At 59.8% G+C, this 16,722-nt stretch carries 28 protein-coding genes and 1 pseudogene; all 29 read left to right on the forward strand.

Annotated features, from left to right (window positions below; genetic code table 11):
- Positions 1–131 (forward strand): annotated as a pseudogene (gene tuf, locus ACN0SO_RS25160) (elongation factor Tu); the annotation flags it as partial.
- Between the two features lie 68 nt (positions 132–199).
- Complete coding sequence (gene rpsJ / locus ACN0SO_RS25165) at positions 200–508, forward strand: 30S ribosomal protein S10 (RefSeq protein WP_006936455.1); 309 nt, start codon at positions 200–202, stop codon at positions 506–508.
- Positions 509–531: 23 nt separating this feature from the next.
- On the forward strand, positions 532–1,242 hold the full coding sequence (rplC, locus tag ACN0SO_RS25170) for a 50S ribosomal protein L3 (protein ID WP_417682331.1): 711 nt from the start codon (positions 532–534) through the stop codon (positions 1,240–1,242).
- Positions 1,242–1,862 carry a 50S ribosomal protein L4 gene (gene rplD / locus ACN0SO_RS25175; RefSeq protein WP_417682333.1) on the forward strand — a complete coding sequence of 207 codons (621 nt, stop codon included), beginning with the start codon at positions 1,242–1,244 and terminating at the stop codon, positions 1,860–1,862. The genes rplC and rplD overlap by 1 nt, the downstream gene beginning before the upstream one ends.
- Positions 1,859–2,152: a 50S ribosomal protein L23 gene (locus ACN0SO_RS25180; RefSeq protein ID WP_417682335.1), complete on the forward strand. Its 294-nt coding sequence runs from the start codon at positions 1,859–1,861 to the stop codon at positions 2,150–2,152. Before rplD ends, ACN0SO_RS25180 begins: the two co-directional genes overlap by 4 nt.
- Positions 2,153–2,169: 17 nt before the next feature.
- On the forward strand, positions 2,170–3,003 hold the full coding sequence (gene rplB, locus ACN0SO_RS25185) for a 50S ribosomal protein L2 (protein ID WP_417682337.1): 834 nt from the start codon (positions 2,170–2,172) through the stop codon (positions 3,001–3,003).
- Between the two features lie 12 nt (positions 3,004–3,015).
- Entirely contained in the window at positions 3,016–3,294 is a 279-nt protein-coding gene (gene rpsS / locus ACN0SO_RS25190) for a 30S ribosomal protein S19 (protein WP_022998243.1), read from the forward strand.
- Positions 3,295–3,296: 2 nt separating this feature from the next.
- The gene (rplV, locus tag ACN0SO_RS25195) at positions 3,297–3,677 is read left to right on the forward strand and encodes a 50S ribosomal protein L22 (RefSeq protein ID WP_190290496.1); all 381 of its coding nucleotides are present in this window, start codon (positions 3,297–3,299) and stop codon (positions 3,675–3,677) included.
- A complete protein-coding gene (gene rpsC, locus ACN0SO_RS25200; RefSeq protein ID WP_190290497.1) occupies positions 3,677–4,405 on the forward strand; it encodes a 30S ribosomal protein S3 in 729 nt (242 codons plus the stop codon). The genes rplV and rpsC overlap by 1 nt, the downstream gene beginning before the upstream one ends.
- A 47-nt stretch (positions 4,406–4,452) precedes the next feature.
- Positions 4,453–4,866, forward strand: coding sequence for a 50S ribosomal protein L16 (gene rplP, locus ACN0SO_RS25205; RefSeq protein WP_346895022.1), 414 nt, complete (start codon positions 4,453–4,455; stop codon positions 4,864–4,866).
- 21 nt (positions 4,867–4,887) lie between these two features.
- Positions 4,888–5,088 carry a 50S ribosomal protein L29 gene (gene rpmC / locus ACN0SO_RS25210; protein ID WP_346895024.1) on the forward strand — a complete coding sequence of 67 codons (201 nt, stop codon included), beginning with the start codon at positions 4,888–4,890 and terminating at the stop codon, positions 5,086–5,088.
- A gap of 10 nt (positions 5,089–5,098) precedes the next feature.
- Entirely contained in the window at positions 5,099–5,326 is a 228-nt protein-coding gene (gene rpsQ, locus ACN0SO_RS25215) for a 30S ribosomal protein S17 (RefSeq protein ID WP_346895026.1), read from the forward strand.
- Positions 5,327–5,395: 69 nt separating this feature from the next.
- Positions 5,396–5,764 (forward strand): 50S ribosomal protein L14, encoded by a 369-nt coding sequence (gene rplN, locus ACN0SO_RS25220; protein WP_008191626.1) that lies wholly within the window; start codon positions 5,396–5,398, stop codon positions 5,762–5,764.
- A complete protein-coding gene (rplX, locus tag ACN0SO_RS25225; RefSeq protein WP_417682342.1) occupies positions 5,764–6,081 on the forward strand; it encodes a 50S ribosomal protein L24 in 318 nt (105 codons plus the stop codon). Before rplN ends, rplX begins: the two co-directional genes overlap by 1 nt.
- Positions 6,074–6,631 carry a 50S ribosomal protein L5 gene (gene rplE / locus ACN0SO_RS25230; RefSeq protein ID WP_417682344.1) on the forward strand — a complete coding sequence of 186 codons (558 nt, stop codon included), beginning with the start codon at positions 6,074–6,076 and terminating at the stop codon, positions 6,629–6,631. Before rplX ends, rplE begins: the two co-directional genes overlap by 8 nt.
- Before the next feature lie 29 nt (positions 6,632–6,660).
- Positions 6,661–6,966: a 30S ribosomal protein S14 gene (gene rpsN, locus ACN0SO_RS25235; protein WP_190290503.1), complete on the forward strand. Its 306-nt coding sequence runs from the start codon at positions 6,661–6,663 to the stop codon at positions 6,964–6,966.
- A gap of 12 nt (positions 6,967–6,978) precedes the next feature.
- On the forward strand, positions 6,979–7,377 hold the full coding sequence (gene rpsH, locus ACN0SO_RS25240; RefSeq protein ID WP_346895034.1) for a 30S ribosomal protein S8: 399 nt from the start codon (positions 6,979–6,981) through the stop codon (positions 7,375–7,377).
- Positions 7,378–7,418: 41 nt separating this feature from the next.
- Positions 7,419–7,952 (forward strand): 50S ribosomal protein L6, encoded by a 534-nt coding sequence (gene rplF / locus ACN0SO_RS25245; RefSeq protein ID WP_417682346.1) that lies wholly within the window; start codon positions 7,419–7,421, stop codon positions 7,950–7,952.
- Positions 7,953–7,964: 12 nt separating this feature from the next.
- A complete protein-coding gene (rplR, locus tag ACN0SO_RS25250) occupies positions 7,965–8,327 on the forward strand; it encodes a 50S ribosomal protein L18 (protein WP_190290506.1) in 363 nt (120 codons plus the stop codon).
- 41 nt (positions 8,328–8,368) lie between these two features.
- Positions 8,369–8,932 (forward strand): 30S ribosomal protein S5, encoded by a 564-nt coding sequence (rpsE, locus tag ACN0SO_RS25255; RefSeq protein WP_190290507.1) that lies wholly within the window; start codon positions 8,369–8,371, stop codon positions 8,930–8,932.
- A 41-nt stretch (positions 8,933–8,973) separates the two neighbouring features.
- Positions 8,974–9,168, forward strand: a complete 195-nt coding sequence (rpmD, locus tag ACN0SO_RS25260) for a 50S ribosomal protein L30 (protein ID WP_190290508.1) — start codon at positions 8,974–8,976, stop codon at positions 9,166–9,168.
- 21 nt (positions 9,169–9,189) lie between these two features.
- The gene (rplO, locus tag ACN0SO_RS25265; RefSeq protein WP_417682348.1) at positions 9,190–9,657 is read left to right on the forward strand and encodes a 50S ribosomal protein L15; all 468 of its coding nucleotides are present in this window, start codon (positions 9,190–9,192) and stop codon (positions 9,655–9,657) included.
- A 50-nt stretch (positions 9,658–9,707) separates the two neighbouring features.
- Positions 9,708–11,042 carry a preprotein translocase subunit SecY gene (gene secY / locus ACN0SO_RS25270; protein ID WP_417682350.1) on the forward strand — a complete coding sequence of 445 codons (1,335 nt, stop codon included), beginning with the start codon at positions 9,708–9,710 and terminating at the stop codon, positions 11,040–11,042.
- Positions 11,039–11,635: an adenylate kinase gene (locus ACN0SO_RS25275; RefSeq protein ID WP_417682352.1), complete on the forward strand. Its 597-nt coding sequence runs from the start codon at positions 11,039–11,041 to the stop codon at positions 11,633–11,635. Before secY ends, ACN0SO_RS25275 begins: the two co-directional genes overlap by 4 nt.
- Before the next feature lie 201 nt (positions 11,636–11,836).
- On the forward strand, positions 11,837–12,205 hold the full coding sequence (gene rpsM, locus ACN0SO_RS25280) for a 30S ribosomal protein S13 (protein WP_417682354.1): 369 nt from the start codon (positions 11,837–11,839) through the stop codon (positions 12,203–12,205).
- Positions 12,206–12,272: 67 nt separating this feature from the next.
- Entirely contained in the window at positions 12,273–12,662 is a 390-nt protein-coding gene (gene rpsK, locus ACN0SO_RS25285; protein ID WP_055678260.1) for a 30S ribosomal protein S11, read from the forward strand.
- 90 nt (positions 12,663–12,752) lie between these two features.
- Positions 12,753–13,775 (forward strand): DNA-directed RNA polymerase subunit alpha, encoded by a 1,023-nt coding sequence (locus tag ACN0SO_RS25290; protein WP_417682356.1) that lies wholly within the window; start codon positions 12,753–12,755, stop codon positions 13,773–13,775.
- 74 nt (positions 13,776–13,849) lie between these two features.
- Positions 13,850–14,275, forward strand: a complete 426-nt coding sequence (gene rplQ, locus ACN0SO_RS25295; RefSeq protein WP_417682358.1) for a 50S ribosomal protein L17 — start codon at positions 13,850–13,852, stop codon at positions 14,273–14,275.
- Between the two features lie 202 nt (positions 14,276–14,477).
- On the forward strand, positions 14,478–16,667 hold the full coding sequence (locus ACN0SO_RS25300) for a methyl-accepting chemotaxis protein (RefSeq protein WP_417682360.1): 2,190 nt from the start codon (positions 14,478–14,480) through the stop codon (positions 16,665–16,667).
- Positions 16,668–16,722: the final 55 nt, after the last annotated feature.

Here is a 16,722-nt window from a genome sequence, read left to right on the forward strand (position 1 = left end):
TGCCGGGCGACAACGTGTCGGTTGACGTCGAGCTGATCGTGCCGATCGCCATGGAAGAAGGCCTGCGCTTCGCTATCCGCGAAGGTGGCCGCACCGTCGGTGCAGGCGTCGTCGCTTCCATCATCGAGTAATTGACGGCAAGGCCTGTCGCTTCTTTTGAAACGCCGGCAGGCCCGCCTGTCTTATCGGGAAACCAAAAATGAACGGTCAGAATATCCGGATCCGCCTCAAGGCATTTGACCACCGTATTCTCGACGCCTCCACCAAGGAGATCGTCAATACGGCAAAGCGGACCGGTGCGCAGGTGCGGGGACCCGTGCCGCTGCCGACGCGGATCGAGAAGTACACAGTGCTTCGCGGCCCGCACATCGATAAGAAAAGCCGCGATCAGTTCGAGATGCGCACGCATAAGCGCCTGCTCGACATCGTTGATCCGACGCCCCAGACGGTTGACGCTCTTATGAAGCTCGATCTGGCCGCTGGTGTCGACGTCGAGATCAAGCTCTGAGGCGGATCGAAGGGGACACGTCAATGCGTTCTGGAGTGATCGCTCAGAAAGTGGGCATGACCCGTATCTACAACGATGCGGGAGAACATGTGCCGGTGACAGTACTTAAACTGGACGGCTGCCAGGTGGTTGCCCACCGGACTGAAGAAAAGAACGGCTATACCGCGCTGCAGGTCGGTGCAGGTATCGCCAAGGTAAAGAACACGCCGAAGGCGATGCGTGGCCACTTTGCGGTTGCAAAGGTCGAGCCGAAGCGCACGCTCGTCGAGTTCCGGGTGTCGTCTGACAACCTCATCGACGTTGGCGCGGAAATCACCGCCGACCATTACGTCGAAGGCCAGTTCGTCGACGTGACCGGCACCTCGATCGGTAAGGGTTTTGCCGGTGTGATGAAGCGCCACAACTTCGGTGGTGGACGCGCATCCCACGGTAACTCGATCTCGCACCGTTCCCACGGTTCGACCGGTCAGTGTCAGGACCCGGGTCGCGTGTTCAAGGGCAAGAAGATGGCCGGTCACATGGGCGATGTTCGTGTGACCACGCAGAACCTGAAGGTTGTGCGTACTGATGTTGAACGCGGCCTGATCATGGTCGAGGGCTCTGTTCCGGGCGCCAAGGGCGGCTGGATCCTGGTTCGCGATGCGATCAAGAAGGCGCTGCCTGATGGGGTTCCGATGCCGGGTGCATTCCGGGCTCCCGAGGCTGCTGTCGCCGCCGGGAAGGAGAGTGAGTGATGGAACTCCAGGTCAAGACCCTCGAAGGCGGGGCGGCCGGTTCGATCACGGTGTCTGACGAGATCTTCGGTCTCGAGCCGCGCACCGATCTGATCCACCGTGTGGTGCGTTGGCAGCTTGCCAAGCGCCAGGCCGGTACCCACAAGACGCTGGGCCGTTCGGAAGTTTCCGGCACGACGAAGAAGTTCGTCCGTCAGAAAGGCTCCGGCGGCGCCCGTCACGGCAACAAGAAGGCCCCGCAGTTCCGCGGCGGCGGTAGGGCATTCGGCCCGGTCGTTCGCGACCATGGCCATGACCTGCCTAAGAAGGTGCGCGCCCTCGGGCTGAAGCACGTTCTGTCCGCCAAGGCAAAGGCCGACAGCCTGATCGTCGTCGAAGACGCAAAGGCAGCCGAAGCCAAGACCAAGGCGCTCAAGGCCCAGTTCTCCAAGCTGGGTCTGTCGAACGCCCTGATCGTGGACGGTGCCGAGCTCGACCGGAACTTTGCTCTCGCATCGCGCAACATTCCGCATGTGGATGTGCTGCCGGTTCAGGGCATCAACGTTTACGACATCATGCGCGCCGGCACCCTGGTGCTGACGAAGGCTGCGGTGTCCGCACTTGAGGAGCGCTTCAAATGAGCAAACTTCCTCACTACGACAAGATCGTCGGCCCGGTGATTACCGAGAAGGCGACCATGGCTTCCGAAGAGAACAAGGTTGTCTTCAAGGTCGCGAATGACGCGACGAAGCCGGAAATCAAGGCAGCGGTGGAAGCACTGTTCGGCGTCAAGGTCGCAGCCGTCAACACCCTCGTCCGCAAGGGCAAGGTGAAGCGGTTCAAGGGTCGTATCGGCCGTCAGTCCGACTTCAAGAAGGCCGTCGTAACGCTTCAGGAAGGTCACGCCATCGACGTGACCACCGGGCTCTAAGGCGGGGACGATAGAAAATGGCACTTAAGACATTCAATCCGACCTCGCCGGGCCGCCGCCAGCTGGTCCAGGTTGATCGGTCCGATCTGTGGAAAGGCAAGCCGGTCAAGACTCTGACCGAAGGTCTGTCCAAGACCGGTGGCCGCAACAACATGGGTCGCCTGACGTCTCGCAACGTCGGTGGCGGTCACAAGCGCTCCTACCGCCTGGTTGACTTCAAGCGTCGCAAGTTCGACGTACCGGCCAAGGTCGAGCGCCTGGAATACGATCCGAACCGGACCGCATTCATCGCGCTGATCCGCTATGAAGACGGTGAGCTGAGCTACATCCTGGCGCCGCAGCGTCTGGCAGTTGGCGACACCGTCGTCTCCGGTCAGTCGGTCGACGTGAAGCCGGGTAACGCAATGCCGCTGGCTTCCATTCCGGTCGGCACGATCGTTCACAACATTGAATTGAAGCCGGGCAAGGGTGCGCAGATCGCTCGCTCCGCCGGTGCTTTCGTTCAGGTCGTTGGCCGTGACCAGGGTTACACCACCCTGCGTCTGATGTCAGGCGAGCAGCGCCGTGTTCTCGGCACCTGCATGGCTTCCATCGGCGCAGTGTCCAACCCGGATCACAGCAACATCAATTACGGCAAGGCCGGCCGTTCCCGCTGGCTGGGCATCCGCCCGCACACCCGCGGTGTTGTCATGAACCCGGTCGACCACCCGCACGGCGGTGGTGAAGGCCGGACTTCCGGTGGCCGTCATCCGGTTACCCCTTGGGGTAAGCCGACCAAAGGTAAGCGCACGCGGCGTAACAAGTCGACGGACAAGTACATTGTCCGTAGCCGTCACGCGCGCAAGAAGTAAAGGACAAGGATCGTGGCACGTTCGATCTGGAAAGGTCCGTTTGTTGACGGGTATCTGCTGAAGAAAGCGGACAAGGTTCGTGAATCCGGCCGCAACGAGGTCATCAAGACCTGGAGCCGCCGCTCGACGATCCTGCCGCAGTTCGTCGGTCTCACCTTCGGTGTCTACAACGGTCAGAAGCACGTTCCGGTGCTGGTGTCTGAAGAGATGATTGGTCACAAGTTCGGCGAGTTCTCGCCGTCGCGGACCTACTACGGACACGGCGCCGACAAGAAGGCGAAGAGGAAGTAACGATGGGCAAGCCGAAGCGTGAGCGGACGCTCGCTGACAACGAGGCCCGGGCAATGACCCGCATGCTGCGCATTTCTCCGCGCAAGCTGAACCTCGTTGCGGCTGCTATCCGCGGCAAGAAGGTCGGAACCGCAATCGCGGACCTGACGTTCTCCCGCAAGCGTATCGCACAGGACGTCAAGAAGACCCTGATGTCCGCGATTGCGAATGCGGAAAACAACCACGATCTGGATATCGACAACCTGGTGGTTGCCGAAGCTCATGTTGGCAAGGCTTTTGTCATCAAGCGTTTCCAGCCCCGTGCACGCGGTCGTGTTGGCCGGATCGAGAAGCCGTTCTCGAACCTGACCATCGTTGTCCGTGAAGTCGAGGAGAGTGCCTGATGGGACACAAAGTCAACCCGATCGGCATGCGCCTCGGGATCAACCGCACCTGGGATTCGCGTTGGTACGCCAACAAGGGTGAATACGGCGATCTTCTGCATGAAGATTTCCGCATCCGCGAGTTTCTGCTCAACGAACTGAAGCAGGCAGCTGTTTCCAAGGTCGTTATCGAGCGCCCGCACCGCAAGTGCCGCGTTACCATCCACTCCGGTCGTCCGGGTGTGGTCATCGGCAAGAAGGGTGCGGACATCGAGCGTCTTCGCAAGAAGATCGCAGAGATCACCAATTCGGAAGTGCACATCAACATCGTTGAAGTGCGCAAGCCGGAAATCGACGCGACGCTGGTCGCCGCTTCGATCGCACAGCAGCTGGAACGCCGTGTTGCCTTCCGCCGCGCCATGAAGCGGGCCGTTCAGTCGGCCATGCGTCTGGGCGCTCAGGGCATCCGGATCAACTGCGGTGGCCGTCTCGGTGGCGCTGAAATCGCGCGTATCGAATGGTACCGCGAAGGCCGCGTGCCGCTGCACACCCTGCGCGCCGACATCGACTACGGTGTCGCATCCGCTCACACTGCTTATGGTGTCTGCGGCGTGAAGGTGTGGATCTTCAAGGGTGAGATCCTCGAGCACGACCCGATGGCGTCTGAACGCCGTGCGACGTCCGGCTCGGATTCAAACCAGGGTGATCGCGGCGGACGCCGGGATCGTGGTCGCGAGCGCGCAGCTTAATTTGAGCTGCACGACGCTCGTCAAACACTAGGAACGAGAGAAGAACGATGCTGCAACCGAAGCGAACGAAGTTCCGCAAGCAGCACAAGGGCCGCATCCATGGTCTGTCGAAGGGAGGCACCGACCTCAACTTCGGCAACTACGGTCTGAAGGCGTTGGAGCCGGAGCGGGTGACCGCTCGTCAGATCGAGGCAGCCCGTCGTGCCATGACCCGTCACATGAAGCGTGCGGGCCGTGTCTGGATCCGCATCTTCCCGGATGTGCCGGTCTCCACCAAGCCGGCTGAAGTCCGCATGGGTAAGGGTAAGGGGTCTCCGGATTACTGGGCCTGCCGTGTCAAGCCCGGCCGGGTGATGTTCGAGATCGATGGTGTGCCGGAAGATGTTGCGCGTGAAGCAATGCGTCTTGCCGCTGCCAAGCTGCCGATCAAGTGCCGGTTCATTCAGCGTATCGGCGAATAAGGCAGTCGAGGAGTTAGTGCCATGAAGGCGACAGACGTAAGGGCAAAGACCCTGGACGAGCTCCGCACGGAACTCGAAGGCCTGAAGAAAGAGCAGTTCAACCTGCGCTTCCAGAAGGCGACCGGTCAGCTCGAAAACACAGGGCGCGTTCGGCAGGTTCGCCGGCAGATCGCGCAGATTCAGACGATCATGCGCGAAAAGCGCGTGACGGCAAGCGCGTAAGGAGACGGATATGCCGAAGCGCATTTTGCAGGGCACCGTTGTCAGCAACGCGAATGACAAGTCGGTGACGGTGAAGGTGGAGCGTCGCTTCACACACCCGCTGCTCAAGAAGACCGTGCGCCGGTCCAAGAAATACCGCGCGCATGACGAAGCAAACAAGTACCAGGTTGGCGACATTGTTCAGATCGAAGAATGCGCGCCGATCTCCAAAAACAAGCGTTGGACCGTGGTCAACTGACCACGCTCTAAAGGTTGAGCATCAGGCGCCCGTGGCAGGTGCGCCGGACAGAGAACAAGGCAGCCAGTCATGATTCAGATGCAAACAAACCTCGACGTGGCCGACAATTCCGGCGCCCGTCGTGTCATGTGCATCAAAGTGCTCGGCGGCTCAAAGCGCAAATATGCCCAGGTTGGCGACATCATCGTCGTCAGCGTCAAAGAGGCTATTCCGCGGGGCCGCGTTAAGAAGGGCGACGTGATGAAGGCTGTCGTCGTGCGCACGGCGAAGGATATTCGCCGCCCCGACGGCAGCGTGATCCGGTTCGACCGCAATGCGGCCGTCCTGGTGAACAACAACAAGGAACCGGTCGGCACCCGTATCTTCGGTCCGGTGCCGCGCGAGCTCCGTGCAAAGAACCATATGAAAATCATCTCGCTCGCGCCGGAGGTGCTCTGATGGCTGCGAAAATTAAATCAGGCGACACGGTAATCGTGCTGACGGGTCGCGACAAGGGCAAGACCGGCGAAGTCATCAAGATCATGCCGGACGACAACAAGGCCCTGGTTCGCGGCGTAAACATGGTGCGTCGTCACCAGCGCCAGACCCAGACGCAGGAAGGCGGGATCATCGCTAAGGAAGCGCCGATCCACCTGTCGAACATCGCGATTGCCGATCCGAAGGACGGCAAGGCAACGCGGGTCGGTTTCAAGGTGCAGGAAGACGGCACCAAGGTCCGTGTGGCCAAGCGTTCGGGAGATCTGATCGATGGCTGAGACCAACACCATGCCGCGTCTGCGTCAGCAGTATGACAGCGTCATCCGGCAGCAGCTGCAGGAAAAGTTCAATTACAAGAACCCCATGCAGGTGCCGGCTCTGGAAAAAATCGTCTTGAACATCGGTGTCGGCGAAGCCGTTGCCGATTCCAAGAAAGCACGTATCGCTGCTGAGGATCTGGCCCTGATCGCAGGTCAGAAGCCGGTCATCACCAAGGCGAAAAAGTCGATCGCGACCTTCAAGGTCCGCGAAGACATGCCGCTGGGTGCGAAGGTGACCCTTCGTCGCCAGCAGATGTACGAATTTCTGGACCGCCTGATCACCATCGCGCTGCCGCGCGTTCGTGACTTCCGCGGTTTGAACCCGAAATCCTTCGACGGCCGCGGCAACTATGCCATGGGCATCAAGGAACATATCGTGTTCCCGGAAATCGAGTACGACAAGGTCGACCAGATCTGGGGTATGGACGTGATTGTCTGCACCACGGCTCCCAATGATGACGAAGCGCGCGAGCTTCTGCGCGCGTTCAACTTCCCGTTCAGCAAGTAAGCGGCGCGGGAAAGGAACGAGGAACGACGATGGCGAAGAAGAGCGCGGTCGAAAAGAACAAGCGTCGCGAGAAGCTTGTCGAGAAATACGCTGAGAAGCGCGCTGCCCTCAAGGCGATGGCCAAGGATGAAAGCCTGTCCCTTGAAGAGCGGTTCAATGCACGTCTCAAGCTGGCGAAACTGCCGCGGAATTCCGCGCCGAACCGGGTTCGCAACCGTTGCGAAGTCTCGGGCCGGCCGCGCGGCTACTATCGCAAGCTGAAGATGTCGCGTATCGCGCTTCGTGAACTGGGTTCCCTGGGCAAGATCCCGGGCCTGGTCAAGTCCAGCTGGTAAGGAGAAACTCCGATGGCAATTTCCGATCCGTTGGGGGATATGCTGACCCGGATCCGCAACGCGCAGATGCGTCGCAAGGGCAAGGTCAGCTCACCAAGTTCCAAATTGCGCGCACATGTGCTTGATGTGCTCGCAAAGGAAGGCTACATCCGTGGCTACACGACGGTTGAATACGAGGGCGGCAAGTCCGAGTTGGAAATCGAACTGAAGTATTTCGATGGCGAACCGGTCATCCGCACGATTGAGCGGGTCTCCAAGCCGGGCCGCCGGGTTTATTCTTCGGTAAAGAACATCCCGCATGTCTCCAATGGCCTGGGCGTGTCGATCCTTTCGACTCCGCGCGGCGTCATGAGCGACCATCAGGCGCGGGACGAAAACGTAGGCGGCGAGGTTCTGTGCCGCGTCTTCTGACGCGGTGCACTCGCCTTAACTGAAACGACAAGGTTGGTCAGATGTCTCGAATTGGCAAAAAGCCAGTCCCCGTGCCGAGCGGGGTAACGGCAACGATCAACGGCCAGACGGTTGCAGTCAAAGGGCCGAAGGGGGAACTCTCCTTCATGCTCAATGACAACGTGCTGGCCGAAATGACGGACGGCGGGATCAAGGTTGATCCGCGCGGTAACTCCAAGACGGCTCGCTCCATGTGGGGCATGAGCCGGACCATGGTGCAGAATATTGTCACGGGCGTGAGCGACGGCTTCGAGCGGAAGCTGGAAATCACCGGTGTCGGTTATCGTGCACAGGTCCAGGGTTCGAACCTTCAGCTGGCGTTGGGTTTCTCGCACGATGTCCTCTATCCGATTCCGGAAGGGATCGACATCAAGTGCCCGAAGCCGACGGAGATCGTGATCTCCGGCATCGATAAGCAGACAGTAGGCCAGGTTGCGGCCGAAATCCGCAAATTCCGCCCGCCGGAGCCCTACAAGGGCAAGGGCGTACGCTTTGCTGGCGAGTTCATCGTCCGCAAAGAAGGCAAGAAGAAGTAACGGACCCAGATCATGGCGAACAGCAAAATTGCTTTCGAACGCCGCCGCGATCGCGTGCGCCGTTCTATCAAGAAGGTGGCGAACGGACGTCCGCGGCTTTCTATCTTCCGCTCGTCGAAGCAGATCTACGCTCAGATCATCGACGACGGCAAGGGACAGACCATTGCCTCTGCCTCGACGATCGAAAAGGATCTGAAGGGCAACCTGAAGACGGGCGCCGATACCGCTGCTGCCGCAGCCGTCGGCAAGCTTGTCGCCGAGCGCGCTCTGGCTGCCGGTGTCAAGCAGGTCGTGTTCGACCGGGGCGGATACATGTATCACGGGCGCATCAAGGCGCTTGCCGATGCAGCCCGCGAAGGCGGACTGGAATTCTGACCAGCGCCCGTTGGCGCTCCTAAGAACGGAAGACGTAAAAAATGGCGAGACAGGATAATCGCGATCGCGAAGAGCGAGACAGCGAATTCGTCGACAAGCTGGTCCACATCAACCGCGTCGCCAAGGTGGTCAAGGGTGGCCGCCGTTTCGGCTTCGCAGCGCTGGTCGTCGTCGGCGATCAGAAGGGCCGTGTCGGCTTCGGTCATGGCAAGGCACGTGAAGTGCCGGAAGCCATCCGCAAGGCAACGGAAGCTGCCAAGCGCACCATGATCCGCGTTCCCCTTCGGGAAGGCCGGACCCTCCATCACGATGTGGAAGGCCGTCACGGTGCCGGCAAGGTTCTGCTGCGTGCGGCTCCGGCCGGTACCGGTATCATTGCCGGTGGTCCGATGCGTGCGGTTTTCGAAACGCTCGGCGTGCAGGACGTGGTGGCGAAGTCCCTGGGGACCTCCAACCCCTACAACATGGTCCGCGCTACCTTTGCAGCGCTGACCAAGGAAGACAGCCCGCGTTCGGTGGCGGCACGTCGTGGCCTCAAGGTCTCGGTGTTGCAATCGCGCCGTCGTGATAAAGATGATGCGGCTCCGGCAGCTGCCGAGGCTTGACCTCGGCCGCTCCGGTACCCAGCTGAATAAGGGTTAGTTCCATGGCGAACACCGAAAACACTGTCACGGTCGAACAGATCGGCAGCCCGCTGCGCCGTCCCAAGGACCAGCGCGCGACGCTCATCGGTCTGGGCCTGAACAAGATGCACCGCCGTTCCACACTGAAGGACACTCCGGAAGTGCGCGGCATGATCAATAAGGTCCAGCATCTCGTTCGCGTCGTCGAAGACGCGTAACCGGGATCGGGAGATAATAAGATGAAGCTCAACGAACTCAGGGACAATCCCGGTTCTAATTCGAGCCGCACCCGCGTCGGACGCGGTATCGGTTCGGGCAAGGGCAAGACCGGTGGCCGCGGCGTCAAGGGGCAGAAGTCCCGTTCGGGCGTTGCGATCAAGGGCTTTGAAGGCGGTCAGATGCCGCTTCACCGCCGTCTGCCGAAGCGCGGCTTTACGAACATTTTCGCCAAGGAATTCAACGTTGTTTCCCTTGGTCGTGTTCAGCAGGCGATCGACGCCGGCAAGCTCGATGCTTCTGCGGCCGTTACGGTCGAGGCACTCAAGGCCGCCGGTATCGTCAAGCGCGTCAAGGACGGTGTCCGTCTTGTAAGCGATGGCGAACTGAAGGCTGCTGTCACCTTTGAAATCGCCGGCGCCTCCAAGGCTGCCGCTGAAGCGGTTGAAAAGGCTGGCGGCAAGGTTGTCGTTTTGGGAGCTCAGGCCTAACAGGCCTGGGCTTTTCCCGTTTGTCGGCACAAAACTGACCGGAGTAGGGCATGGCATCCGCCGCCGAACAACTGGCGTCAAATCTCAATTTCTCAGCTTTCGCCAAGGCTGAAGAACTCAAGAAGCGCATCTGGTTCACGCTGGGGGCGCTTTTGGTTTATCGACTGGGGACTTACATCCCGCTTCCGGGTATCAATCCGGAAGCCTTCGCGAACGCCTTCAACCAGGCGCAGTCCGGCATCATCGGCATGTTCAACATGTTCTCCGGTGGCGCCGTGCAGCGTATGGCGATCTTCGCGCTCGGCATCATGCCGTATATCTCCGCCTCCATCATCATGCAGCTGATGACGACCGTCGTGCCGTCGCTGGAGCAGATGAAGAAGGAAGGGGAGCAGGGACGTAAGGTCATCAACCAGTATACCCGCTACGGCACGGTGATCCTGGCCGCATTCCAGGCCTACGGCATCGCGGTCGGGCTTGAGGGTGCTGCCAATGTTGTTTCCGATCCCGGCTGGTTCTTCCGTGCTTCCACGGTGATTACGCTCGTCGGCGGCACCATGTTCCTGATGTGGCTGGGTGAGCAGATCACCTCGCGCGGCATCGGTAACGGCATTTCGCTGATCATCTTCGCCGGTATCGTTGCCGGTCTGCCGTCTGCGGTCGTTTCGACCCTGGAGCTCGGCCGACAGGGCGCGCTGGCAACCTGGATCATCCTGATGGTGATTGTGGTGGCCATTGCGGTGATCGGCGTAATCGTTTTCATGGAACGGGCGCAGCGGCGCCTTCTGATCCAGTATCCGAAGCGCCAGATGGGCAACCGGATGTTCGAGGGCAATACGTCGTTCCTGCCGTTGAAACTAAACACCGCCGGTGTGATTCCGCCGATCTTCGCGTCTTCGCTGCTGCTCGTACCGGCAACCATCTCCGGGTTCGCAGGCCAGGGCGGGACGAACGAATGGGTGACCACCATCACGGCTCTGCTGGGCCACGGACAGCCGCTCTACATGGTCTTCTATGCGACCATGATCATATTCTTCTGTTTCTTCTACACGGCGATCGTGTTCAATCCGAGCGATACGGCCGATAACCTGAAGAAGCACGGGGGCTTCATTCCGGGCATTCGTCCCGGCGAGCGGACGGCGCAGTACATCGATTACGTGCTGACTCGTATCACCGTGGTGGGTGCAATCTACATCACCCTCGTTTGTCTATTACCCGAATTCCTCATATCGGCGACCGGCGTTCCGTTCTATTTCGGGGGAACCTCGCTGTTGATTGTGGTCAGCGTGACCATGGATACTGTATCCCAGATCCAGGGCCATCTGCTCGCTCATCAGTACGAGGGCCTTGTAAAGAAAGCGAAACTTAGGGGGAGACGCCGATGAGGCTCATACTGGTCGGACCGCCGGGGGCGGGGAAGGGAACACAGGCAGCGCGCCTGGTCGCCAAATATGGCATTCCCCAACTCTCGACGGGCGACATGCTTCGGGCAGCCGTTGCCGCGAAGACGCCGATCGGCCTGAAGGCCAAGGAAGTCATGGATGCCGGTGGCCTGGTGTCCGACGAGATCGTCGTCGGAATCATCCGGGACAGGATCGGCGAAGAGGATGCGCAAAAAGGGTTCATCCTCGACGGCTTTCCGCGCACGCTCGCGCAGGCAGAAGCCCTGGACGAGATGCTGAACGAGAAGGGCATCAAGCTCGACTGCGTTCTGGAACTGCGGGTCGATCAGGAAAAACTCGTCGGACGAATCATCAACCGTGCCGAGGAAGCCAAGGCGCGGGGCGAAGCGGTCCGCAAGGACGACGATCCGGAAGTCTTCAAGCAGAGGCTTGAAGCCTATAACCGGGACACCGCGGTGGTCGTGCCTTTTTACGACAAGAACGGCCTATTGACCGTTGTTGACGGCATGCAGTCGATCGACGAGGTGACGGCGGCGATCGAAGCCGTGCTGTCCGGCCTTGACGAAAACGTTTAGAGCCGTTAAAGGACGCGCTCAATCTGAAATGAGTGGTGTCGCTCCCGTCTTGTGCGGGACCGGCACATTCTGTGCTTGGTGAACCTGATTCCGTCGGGAGACCCTGCAAAAACAAGCGCTCCGCAAGGGCCGGCCTCCACCGGACGCGGGGAATAATAGTGGACGCGGCCGTTTTAGTGGCTGCCAGAAATGGAGACGAACGTGGCACGTATTGCTGGCGTTAACATCCCGACGAACAAGCGCGTCGTTATCGCGCTTCAGTACATTCACGGCATTGGCCCGAAGCTGGCGCAGGAAATCACCGAAAAGGTGAGCATTGCTCCGGAACGCCGCGTGAATGAGCTTTCCGACTCAGAGGTTCTGCAGATCCGCGAAACCATCGACCGCGATTACATGGTCGAGGGCGATCTGCGCCGTGATACCGCAATGAACATCAAGCGTCTGATGGACCTCGGCTGCTATCGCGGCCTGCGCCATCGTCGCGGCCTTCCGGTCCGCGGCCAGCGGACGCATACGAACGCCCGTACCCGCAAGGGTCCGGCTAAGCCGATCGCAGGCAAGAAGAAGTAAACCACCAGCGATTGGCGGTGGAGCTGCCGGGATTACGGCAGTGTAGAGATCGAAGTAAGGAACAAGAATGGCTAAAGACACCACACGCGTGCGTCGCCGCGAACGCAAGAACATTTCGTCCGGCGTCGCGCATGTGAACTCCACATTCAACAATACCATGATCACGATCACGGATGCCCAGGGCAACACCATTTCCTGGTCTTCCGCCGGTGCACTCGGCTTCAAGGGGTCGCGCAAGTCTACCCCTTACGCTGCTCAGGTTGCTGCTGAAGACGCTGCCAAGAAGGCATCCGAACACGGCATGCGTACGCTGGAAGTGGAAGTTCGTGGTCCGGGCTCGGGCCGTGAATCGGCTCTTCGCGCCCTCCAGGCTGCCGGATTCCTGATCACGTCCATTCGCGACGTGACGCCGATTCCGCACAACGGCTGCCGTCCGCGCAAGCGTCGCCGCGTCTAAGGCCTTACCGCCTGACGTAAATGTTTCTCCAATGGCAAAGAATAGTCCGGCCGCAAACAGGCCGGACGGGATAGCCGAAGGGGCAAGAACGTGACCATTCAAAAGAACTGGCAAGAACTGATCAAGCCGACCAAGCTCGAAGTCAAGCCGGGTGAAGACCCCCGGTTTTTGGCGACGGTTGTCGCCGAGCCGCTCGAGCGCGGATATGGCCTGACGCTGGGCAACGCCCTGCGCCGCATCCTTCTGTCCTCGCTACAGGGGGCAGCCGTGACCGCGGTGCAAATCGATGGCGTCCTGCACGAGTTCTCGTCGATCCCCGGCGTCCGCGAAGACGTCACCGATATCGTTCTCAACATCAAGGAAATCGCCATCCGCATGGAAGGCGAAGGTCCCAAGCGCATGGTTGTGCGCAAGCAGGGCCCGGGTGTCGTGACCGCCGGTGATATCCAGACTGTCGGCGATGTGGAAGTGCTCAACCCGGACCTCGTCCTGTGCACGCTGGACGAAGGTGCGGAAATCCGCATGGAATTCACCGTCAACACCGGCAAGGGCTACGTGTCTTCCGACCGTAACCGCCCGGAAGACGCTCCGATCGGTCTGATTCCGGTCGACAGCCTCTATTCCCCGGTGAAGAAGGTTTCCTACAAGGTCGAGAACACCCGTGAGGGACAGGTTCTCGACTATGACAAGCTTACCCTGACCGTCGAGACCGATGGTTCGGTGAAGCCGGATGACGCTGTGGCATTCGCAGCGCGCATCCTCCAGGACCAACTGTCCATCTTCGTCAATTTCGAAGAGCCCAAGCGCGAAGCAGCCGAGGAATCCGTTCCGGAGCTCGCCTTCAACCCGGCGCTTCTGAAGAAGGTCGACGAGCTGGAACTGTCGGTCCGTTCGGCCAACTGTCTGAAGAACGACAATATCGTGTATATTGGCGATCTCATTCAGAAGACCGAAGCGGAAATGCTGCGCACGCCGAACTTCGGCCGCAAGTCGCTCAACGAGATCAAGGAAGTTCTCGCGCAGATGGGCCTGCATCTGGGCATGGAAGTGGCCAACTGGCCGCCTGAGAACATCGAAGATCTCGCCAAGCGTTACGAAGACCATCAGTATTAAGGGACGCAAGCGTCCCTGAAGGATCAACCGGGTAGGGCATCAGACGGGCCGCCCGACAGAAAAAGGAGAGGGCCATGCGCCACGGTAAAACCGGCCGCAAGCTCAATCGGACCTCTAGCCACCGCAAGGCTATGTTCGCAAATATGGCGGCGTCGCTGATCAAGCACGAGCAGATCGTCACGACCCTGCCGAAGGCCAAGGAAATGAAGCCGATCATCGACAAGCTGATCACGCTCGGCAAGCGCGGCGATCTGCATGCACGCCGTCAGGCGATTTCGCAGATCCGCGATGTCGCCATGGTGCGTAAGCTGTTCGACACCCTCGGCGAACGCTACAAGGATCGCCAGGGTGGCTACAGCCGGGTTCTGAAGGCCGGCTTCCGCCATGGCGACAGCGCGCCGATGGCCGTGATCGAACTGGTCGATCGGGACCTGGAAGCCCGCGGTTCTGAAGACCGGGCTCGCTCGGAAGCTGTGGAAATGGCGGAAACCGCTGCGTAAACAAAGCTTCAAGTTAATAGAATGTAAAAGGCGGGTGTTAACCCGCCTTTTATTTTGTCTTGAATTGTGATTTTTGAATATCCCATTTGTTTTCAATAAGTTGAGTTTTGGATACTCTGTATTTCTCCCAATTATCCTTATCTTAACCGGCTTAGACGAAAGTCTGCACCAATCCTAGTATTATCGCTGGTGGGAGGATGGAATGGACGCGGAACAGCAATCATCCGCTGAGAATTACAAGAAGAACCGGTTTTTCAGGCTTAAGGTTATCGTGCCGGTTCTTATGGTGGGTGTCACTTTCGCCTCTTGCGTAGCGGTCGGCATCGGTGGCTACCTGAACGCGCGTTCGGGCTTGCAACAGGCGGCCCAGGGCGAACTGACCATGGTCGCCAAGGCGCGACAGGCCCTGGTCGGGATGCGGCTGGAAGGGCTTGCGGGTTCGCTGTCGAACGTTTCTTCCGGAGCAGGTGCGTCGTTGGCGCTCAATGACATGAATTCCGCCCTGGTGAACCTGGAGAATGACCGGGCATCGCTGCAGGATTATTTCCAGGCGGAAGGATCCACGCCTGAGGAACGGGCGGAGAAATCCGGCAAGGACAACAAGACCATGTATGCCTGGCGTCACACGGACGTCCACGGCAGTTTCTATTCCGAATGGAAGAACGGCAACTACGCAGATATCTACGTCCTCAACAAGGAAGGCCGGGTGATCTACACGGTTACCAAGTCGGCAGATTTCCTGGAAAAGGTCGACGGCGATGTGCTGAAGGATACCGCGCTCGCGTCGATCTATCAGCAGGCGATGGCCGGGGAAAAGGGGCAGCAGTTCTTTTCCAAATTCGAGAAATACGGTCCTGCCGGCGGCGAAGCCTCCATGTTCATCGGCTCGCCGGCCTTCCTGACGTCCTTCACCGGCGAAGAGCTGGGCGGTGTTGTGGTTATCCGGATCAACTCCGGATATCTCGAAGCCGTGACCAACGACCGCAAGGGCCTGGGTGAAACGGGTCAGGTCTATATGGTCGATCAGGATGGTACCCTGATTACCAACCAGCCGCTGTCGGCGGATCCGACAGCGCTGACCAAGACCATGAGTTCCGATCTGGTCATCAAGGCGGCCAATGGTGCTGAAACCAAGGGCGTGATGACCGGCCAGGACGGCGTCGACCGTATGATGGTCGCGGAGCCGGTGTCCTTCGGAGACGAAAGCTGGGCAATGGTTGCGGAACGCTCCGTTGCGGAGGCCATGTCGAGCGTCGATGAGATGCGCAATTCCATGATCCTGTCGACGCTGATCACGGTCGGCATCGCAGCGGTCATTGCGCTTTTCTTCTCCCGCTCGATCACCAATCCGCTTGGAACGCTGGTGACCGCGCTGGAAGATATCGCGCGCGGCAATCACAGTGCCGATATCTCCGCCGCCCGCCGCGGCGATGAAATCGGCGACATCGGGCGCGCGGTCGTCAAAATCCGCGAGAATGCGGCCGAAGAGCAGGAACAGCGGGCGCAACTGGAAGCCCAGAATGCGCGAACCCAGGCCGAACAGCGCAAGGAAATGCTGTCGGGGCTTGCTGCCGAGTTCGAGGCAAGCGTCGGCAAGGTGGTCGAGCATGTGACCCACTCTGCAATGACCTTGCGCGAAGCCGCTGACGAAATGCGCCAGATGACCGAAGAATCCGGCGACACTTCGACCCGGGCCGCCCAGATTTCCGCCGACGCCATGAACGAGGTGCAGTCGATCGCGACCGCATCGGATCAGCTGTCGAGCTCCATTCAGGAAATCTCGTCGCTGATCGAACGGTCTTCGGCCGTTGCCCAGACGGCGACGGTGCGCGCGGAATCCACCAACAGCACCGTGCGCTCGCTGGCGGAAGCCGCAAACCGCATCGGCGAGGTGGTGACCCTGATCAGCGACATCGCCGACCAGACCAACCTGCTAGCGCTTAACGCCACGATCGAGGCGGCACGTGCCGGCGAGGCGGGCAAGGGCTTTGCAGTCGTTGCCTCCGAGGTGAAGGAACTCGCTTCCCAGACCGGAAAGGCCACCGGCGAGATCCAGCAGCAGATCGATGCGATCCGTCAGGCGACCGACGAAGCGGTGTCCGCGATCGGCGATATCCAGGAGACGATCGGCGAGATCACCCAGTCGGTGACCGACGTGTCCGCCGCTGTAACGGAGCAGAGCTTCGCCACCCGCGGCATTGCGGAAAACACCCAGCGGGCGGCCGAAGGCACATCGCGGGTCTCCGAAGACATTTCCAATGTCAGTGAAATGTCCCAGAAGACCAATGAATCCGCCAATGTCTTTACCGAAAAGGTTGCGGAACTTTCCCAACAGGCAAGCCATCTGGACGAGGAAGTCCGCGGGTTCCTGTCGCAGGTCCGCTCCGCCTGATCCATAGCGCGGAATCAATCAACGCAAACGGCCGCCGGTCCTTCCGGCGGCCGTT

Origin of the sequence: Roseibium sp. (assembly GCF_048260565.1) — a bacterium.
GTDB lineage: Bacteria > Pseudomonadota > Alphaproteobacteria > Rhizobiales > Stappiaceae > Roseibium.